The organism is Mycobacterium sp. 1465703.0, from assembly GCF_001672975.1.
GTDB lineage: Bacteria > Actinomycetota > Actinomycetes > Mycobacteriales > Mycobacteriaceae > Mycobacterium.
Genome location: NZ_LZKU01000047.1, coordinates 1 through 6,725, shown reverse-complemented (window position 1 = coordinate 6,725; position 6,725 = coordinate 1). Strand labels below are relative to the sequence as shown.

6 protein-coding genes are annotated in these 6,725 nt (G+C 68.3%); 2 read left to right on the top strand and 4 right to left on the bottom strand.

All coding sequences use genetic code 11. The features are described from left to right. Window positions 1–103: 103 nt before the first annotated feature. The 3 genes from A5625_RS04130 to A5625_RS04120 all read right to left on the bottom strand — a co-directional run bounded on the left by A5625_RS04130 (window position 104) and on the right by A5625_RS04120 (window position 4,265). A complete protein-coding gene (locus tag A5625_RS04130) occupies window positions 104–970 on the bottom strand; it encodes a pseudouridine synthase (RefSeq protein ID WP_066989310.1) in 867 nt (288 codons plus the stop codon). A gap of 12 nt (window positions 971–982) precedes the next feature. After that, window positions 983–2,740: a glycerol-3-phosphate dehydrogenase/oxidase gene (locus A5625_RS04125; RefSeq protein WP_066989309.1), complete on the bottom strand. Its 1,758-nt coding sequence runs from the start codon at window positions 2,738–2,740 to the stop codon at window positions 983–985. 109 nt (window positions 2,741–2,849) lie between these two features. Beyond that, window positions 2,850–4,265, bottom strand: coding sequence for an NAD(P)H-quinone dehydrogenase (locus A5625_RS04120; RefSeq protein WP_066989307.1), 1,416 nt, complete (start codon window positions 4,263–4,265; stop codon window positions 2,850–2,852). Window positions 4,266–4,348: 83 nt separating this feature from the next. Between A5625_RS04120 and A5625_RS04115 the strand changes: the two genes are divergently transcribed. Both A5625_RS04115 and A5625_RS04110 read left to right on the top strand, forming a co-directional pair. Then, window positions 4,349–4,828, top strand: a complete 480-nt coding sequence (locus A5625_RS04115) for a gamma-glutamylcyclotransferase (protein WP_066989305.1) — start codon at window positions 4,349–4,351, stop codon at window positions 4,826–4,828. Between the two features lie 86 nt (window positions 4,829–4,914). Next, window positions 4,915–5,880, top strand: a complete 966-nt coding sequence (locus A5625_RS04110; protein WP_082984262.1) for an alpha/beta hydrolase — start codon at window positions 4,915–4,917, stop codon at window positions 5,878–5,880. Window positions 5,881–5,884: 4 nt separating this feature from the next. Here the strand turns inward: A5625_RS04110 and A5625_RS04105 are convergent. Next, on the bottom strand, window positions 5,885–6,725 hold an 841-nt coding region (locus A5625_RS04105), incomplete at its 5' end, for an amidohydrolase (protein ID WP_066989303.1).

Sequence of the window (6,725 nt, the reverse complement as noted above, 5' to 3'; positions counted from 1 at the left end):
CCGCTCCAGTCACCAAACGCGCACGCTCACGTGAGGCAACAATTCCCCCAACGCGCGCATCTTGACGTGAGGCAACTAGCCGACAAAAGTCGGCGTAGCGTCGCTACGGCCCGGTCCGGCGGCTGACGAACTCGCGCCGCACGCCGGTGAGCGGATCGGTGAACTCGATCCGCTGCGCCAGCAGCCGCAGCGGCGTGCTGAAGTCGTCGGCCGCCACATCGATGATGTCGGGATACAACGGGTCACCTTCGATCGGTATGCCCAGCGAGGCCATGTGCAGGCGCAGCTGATGAGTTCGTCCGGTACGCGGTGTCAGCCGGTAAAGACCGTCCGCTGACAGGAACTCCACGCGCGTCTCCGCATTGGGCGCACCCGGTTCGCAGAATGCCTGTAACTGGCCGCGGCGCTTGATGATTCGGCTCCGGACCACACGAGGCAACAGCAATTCCGGATCGACGGCGGCCCAGGCCAGATAGGTCTTGTTTACCAATCCGCGGGCGAACAGCGTCTGATACGCGCCGCGCACCCCGCGTCGCGCGGTGAACAGCAACACGCCGGCGGTCAGCCGGTCGAGCCGGTGCGCCGGGCTCAGCTCGGGCAACCCAAGTTCCCGGCGCAGCCGTACCAGTGCGGTCTGCGCGACGTGGCACCCGCGCGGCATGGTGGCCAGAAAGTGCGGCTTGTCGACAACCACGATGTCGTCGTCGCGATGCAGCACCGGGATGTCGAAAGGGACTTCCACCTCGTCGGGCAGCTCGCGATAAAGGTAGACGCTCGCGCCGGCGGGAAGCACTGTGCTGCCGTCGATTACCGCGCCGTCGGCGCCGACGACCTCGCCGGCCAGCACCTTGTCGCGGGCCTGCGCGCCGAACCGGGCGGTCAGCTCGGCCAGCACCGGACCGCCGCGCAACCGCAGCCGCGCCGGGCCGAGTCCGTCGCGCACCGGCAGTGGCGCCGGCCGCACGGCCATATCAGGGCCTACTCAACTGAGCGGCACCGGCTCGAGAATCTCGGCGCGCGCCTCGGGTGCGCTGGCCCGCAACTCATCGGCGGACACGTCGTCGGGCTGGGCCTGGGACAGCACCTCGGCCTCGACCCGGGCGCTGTAGTTGGCGACCTCACGCTCGATGTCCTCGTCCGACCAGCCCAGCACCGGCGCGACCACATCGGCAACCTCGCGGGCGCAGTCGACGCCGCGGTGTGGGTATTCGATGGAGATCCGCATGCGGCGGGCCAGGATGTCTTCCAAATGCAAAGCGCCCTCGGCGGTTACCGCATACAACGCTTCCACCCGCAAATAACCGGGCGCCTCTTTGATCGGTTCGAGCAGATCGGGGCTTTTGGCCGCCAGCGCCAGCACGTTGCCGATCAGCGAGCCGTACCGGTCCAGCAGATGACGCACCCGGTAGGGATGCAGGCCCTGCAGCTGGGCGACGTGTTCGGCCTGGTTGATCAGCGCGAAGTAACCGTCGGCGCCCAGCAGGCTGACCTTCTCGGTGATCGACGGCGCCACCCGAGCCGGAATGAATTGCGCCGCAGCATCAATCGCGTCAGCGGCCATCACCCGGTACGTGGTGTACTTGCCGCCGGCGATGGCCACCAGGCCAGGTGCGGGCACCGCCACGGCGTGCTCCCGGGACAGCTTGGAGGTCTCCTCGCTCTCCCCGGCCAGCAGCGGCCGCAGCCCCGCGTACACCCCGTCGATATCGGCGTGCGTCAGCGGGATGGCCAGCACCGTGTTGACGGTTTGCAGGATGTAGTCGATGTCGGCCTTGGTGGCCGCGGGGTGGGCCAGGTCGAGATTCCAGTCGGTGTCGGTGGTTCCGATGATCCAGTGACTCCCCCACGGGATGACGAACATCACCGACTTCGCGGTCCGCAGGATGATCGCGACGTCGCTGACGATCCGGTCACGCGGCACCACCACGTGCACACCCTTGGACGCCCGGACCTGAAATCGCCCGCGCTGCTTGGACAATGCCTGAATCTCGTCGGTCCAAACCCCGGTCGCGTTGACCACCACGTGTCCGCGGACCTCGGTGATCGCACCGTTCTCGGAGTCGCGGACGCGCACACCGGTCACCCGATCACCTTCGCGCAGCATGGCGACCACCTGGGTCGAGGTGCGCACCACCGCGCCGTAATGCGCGGCGGTGCGCGCGACGGTCATGGTGTGTCGGGCGTCGTCGACAACCGTGTCGTAGTAACGGATTCCGCCGATCAGCGAGCTGCGCTTGAGGCCGGGACACAGCCGCAGCGCGCCGGCACGCGTCAAATGCTTTTGCGCCGGAACGGACTTTGCGCCGCCCAACCGGTCGTAGAGAAATATCCCGGCGGCGATGTACGGACGTTCCCACATGCGATTGGTCAGCGGGAACAGAAACGGCATCGGCTTGACCAGATGTGGCGCCAGCGTGGTCAGCGACAGCTCGCGCTCGTAGAGCGCCTCGCGCACCAGACCGAACTCCAGTTGTTCGAGGTAGCGCAGGCCGCCGTGGAACATCTTCGACGAGCGGCTCGAGGTGCCCGAGGCGAAATCGCGGGCTTCCACCAGGGCCACCTTGAGCCCGCGGGTGGCCGCATCAAGGGCACACCCCGAGCCCACCACGCCGCCGCCGATGACCACCACGTCGAACTGCTCGGTGCCCAGCCGTTCCCAGGCCAACGCGCGTTGCCGCGGGCCCAGAGAGGAAGCCGTCCAGGTTTGTGCGCTACCCGGTGCCTGAATCGGATTGCTCACGGCAGAGGACTCCTCATCGGGGACACTCCTGTCGGTTACTCGTCAGTAGGACGCTGCTGCACCAAGGCTAACGGTTCCGGCGCCGACCCGTGGGGCGACGCCGCGCGCCTCAGTCCAGATCGTCGTGCGCCATCAGCCGTCGCGCGGCTTCGGTGATCGACCCGGACAACGACGGGTAAACCGCCAGGGTCTGCGCCAACTCGTTGACAGTGATGCGGTTGGTCACCGCGACGGCGATCGGCAGGATCAGCTCGGAGGCGATCGGCGCCACCACCACGCCGCCGATGACCACGCCGGTGGCCTGGCGGCAGAACAGCTTGACGAAACCCTGTCGCAGCCCCGACATCTTGGCCCGGGCGTTGGTGCGCAACGGCAGCATCACCGTCCGGGCGGGTACCGAACCGTCGTCGATCATCGTTTGCGGAACCCCGACAGCGGCGATCTCGGGCCTGGTGAACACCGTCGCCGCAACCGTGCGCAACCGGATCGGGCTGACGCCCTCGCCCAGCGCGTGATACATCGCGATCCGGCCCTGCATCGCCGCGACCGAGGCCAGCGGGAGCAGGCCGGTGCAGTCACCGGCGGCGTAGATGCCGGCCACCGAGGTCCGTGACACCCGGTCCACGGTCAGATACCCACCGCGGCCCAGCTCGATGCCGACCCGGTCCAGGCCCAGCCCGTCGGTGTTGGGCACCGACCCGATGGTCATCAGGGCGTGACTGCCCTCGACCGTGCGCCCGTCGGCCAGGGTGACCAGGACGCCATCGGCGGTGCGGGTGACCGATTTCGCGCGGGCATTCTTGACCAGCTCGACACCACGCTCGGAAAACGCCTCTTCCAGGACGAGCGCGGCGTCGGCGTCCTCGTAGGGCAGCACCCGGTCCCGGCTGGCGACCACGGTCACCGGGACGCCCAATTCGGTGTAGGCGTGCACGAATTCGGCGCCGGTGACCCCGGATCCCACCACGATGAGGTGCTCGGGCAGCGCCTCGAGGTCGTAGAGCTGACGCCAGGTCAGGATCCGCTCGCCGTCGGGCGGGGCCGACGGCAGCACCCGCGGGCTGGCGCCGGTGGCGATCAGCACGACGTCGGCCTCGTATTCGCTGGTGGTGCCGTCTGCAGCGGTCGCTTTGATGCGGTGGCAGGCCAACCCGGGTGTGGGGTCGATCAGTTCCCCGCGTCCGGCCACCACCTGCACGCCCATGCTGAGCAGTTGGTCGGTGATGTCGGCCGACTGCTCGTTGGCGAGTTGCTTGACCCGGGAATGGATTTGCGGCAGCGAAATCTTGGCATCGTCGATGTCGATCTCGAATCCCAGCCGCGGCGCGCGGCGCAGTTCGGTGCGCAGCCAGGTCGAGGCGATGAAGGTCTTGGACGGCACGCAGTCGGCCAGTACGGCCGCCCCGCCGATGCCGTCGGAGTCGATCACCGTGACGCGGGTGGTGTCGGGATGCGAGGCGGCGGCCACCAGCGCGGCCTCGTAACCGGCCGGGCCTCCACCAAGGATCACGATGCGGGTCACCACAGCCCTAACCTAACGAAGTCGGAGAAACCCCGCGCAACGCTCGGGGGAAGACCACGCTGGCATCGGACGTCTAAGCTTTCCCCGTGCCGCTCTACGCCGCGTACGGGTCGAACATGGATCCCGAGCAGATGCAGAAACGCGCACCCCATTCGCCGATGGCCGGAACGGGCTGGCTACACGGCTGGCGATTGACCTTCGGCGGCGAGGACATTGGCTGGGAGGGCGCGCTGGCCAGCGTTGTCGAGGATCCGGATTCGAAGGTGTTCGTCGTCCTCTACGACATGACACCTGCGGACGAGAAGAACCTGGACCGCTGGGAGGGTTCGGAGTTCGGTGTCCACAAGAAGATCCGCTGCCGGGTGGAGCGCATCTCCTCGGACACCGACACCGACCCAGTGCTGGCGTGGCTCTACGTACTGGACGCCTGGGAAGGCGGCCTGCCGTCCGCCCGGTATCTGGGAGTGATGGCTGACGCCGCCGAAATCGCCGGAGCGCCAAGCGATTACGTGCACGACCTACGGACACGTCCCGCCCGCAACATCGGTCCGGGAACCAGCTCCTGATCGAGCGTTGCCGGCTTGCGAGGGTGCATGCTCTCGGAAATTCATTCGCGCGCCGGCCGTTGAGCGGGTAGACAGTCAGACCGATGATGCGCGACCCGATCCGGGGCGCGCTGCCTAGGAAGGAAAATCGACTGTCCATCCTGTCCGTACCGCAGGTGGCCGACGCGGTCGCGCGTGTGTTCGCCGCCGCGGTCAACCCGGCCCCCAAGTCCGCCGTCCGCTTCCCGGAGTTTGCCGCCCGACGCGGTGAAATCGCCATCCCCACCCGGCACGGTCCGGTATCGGCGACCGTCTACCGCCCGCCGACACAGACGACGAATCCGCCCGTCTACGTCAACGTGCACGGCGGCGGGTTCGTGGTCGGCGACCCCGACCAAGACGACCCTTGGTGCCGCTACCTGGCCGCCACCGCGGGTGTGGTGGTGATCAACCCCGACTATGCCCTTGCCCCGCGCCACCGCTTTCCCGTCGCGGTGCATCAGATCTATGACGTCGTGTGCTGGGCGGCCGGCGGCGAGAATGACTGGGACGGCACCCGGCTGTGCGTCGGTGGCCAAAGCGCGGGCGGCAACCTCAGCGCCGCGGCGGCGCGCCTTGCGCTGGAGAACGGTCGCCCCGGCATCGCACTGCAGGTGCTGCACTACGCGCCGCTGGACCTGGTCACGCCCTGCCGCGACAAGCCATCCACGCTGGGCCGCCGGGCGATCATGAAACCGTGGATGAGCGAGGTCTTCGACACCGCCTACACACCCGATCGGGCACAGCGGCGTGACCGCCTGGTCTCTCCGGCCTGGGGCGACAACGCCGATGGCGTTGCCGGCATCGCGCCCGCACTGATCGTGACGGCCGAGCACGATCGGCTGCGCGACGAGGGTCGTCGGTACGCCGAGAAACTCGACACCGTCGGCGCACTGGCCGAGTACTACGAGGTGACCGGCGTCGACCACGGCTACAACATCATGAGCGACGCCCGCGACGTGACACAGCGAAGCTATGCCCATCTCGCCGACCACGTGGTACGCGCCACCAAGCCGGACGCGGGTTCGTCGTGAGCGGCTAAAACCGCTCGAACACGGCCGACTGCTCGACGATGTTGGTCATCACCCGCACCCCGATCGGCAGGGCCCGCTCGTCGAGGTTGAACGTCGGCTGGTGCAGGTCCAGCTGCGGTCCGACCCCCGGCCACACACCCAGCCGCGCCATCGCCCCGGGAATCTCCTCGAGGTACCAGGAGAAGTCCTCGCCGCCTCCGGATTGGCGGGTGTCGGCCAGCGCGTCGGGACCGAGGGCTTCGATCGCGTGGGTGAGGATGCGCGTCGAGACGTCCTCGTTGACCACCGGCGGCACGCCGCGCCGGTATTGCAGGGTGTGGTCGATACCCAGCGGCGCCAGCAGCCCGGACACGCTCTCGCGGATGATCTCCTCCAGCCCCACCCAGGTCTGCCGGCTCGCGGTGCGAACGGTGCCGGCCAGCACGCCGCTTTGCGGAATGGCATTGGCGGCCACCCCGGCGTTCACCGCACCCCAGACCAGCACGGTGCCGTTGCGCGGGTCGATGCGCCTCGACAACACCCCGGGCAGGCCGGTGATCAGCGTGCCGAGCCCGTACACCAGGTCGGCGGTCAGATGCGGCCGCGACGTGTGCCCGCCGGGTGAGTACAGGGTGATCTCGATCTGGTCGGCCGCCGAGGTGATGGCGCCATGCCGGACCGCGATCTTGCCGACTTCCAGCCGGGGGTCGCAGTGCAGGGCGAAGATCCGGGACACCCCGGTGATCGCACCGGCCGCGATGGCGTCGATCGCCCCGCCCGGCATCAATTCCTCGGCGGCCTGAAAGATCAGCCGCACCCCGACTGGCAGTTCGGGCACCGACGCCAACACCAGGGCGGTGCCCAGC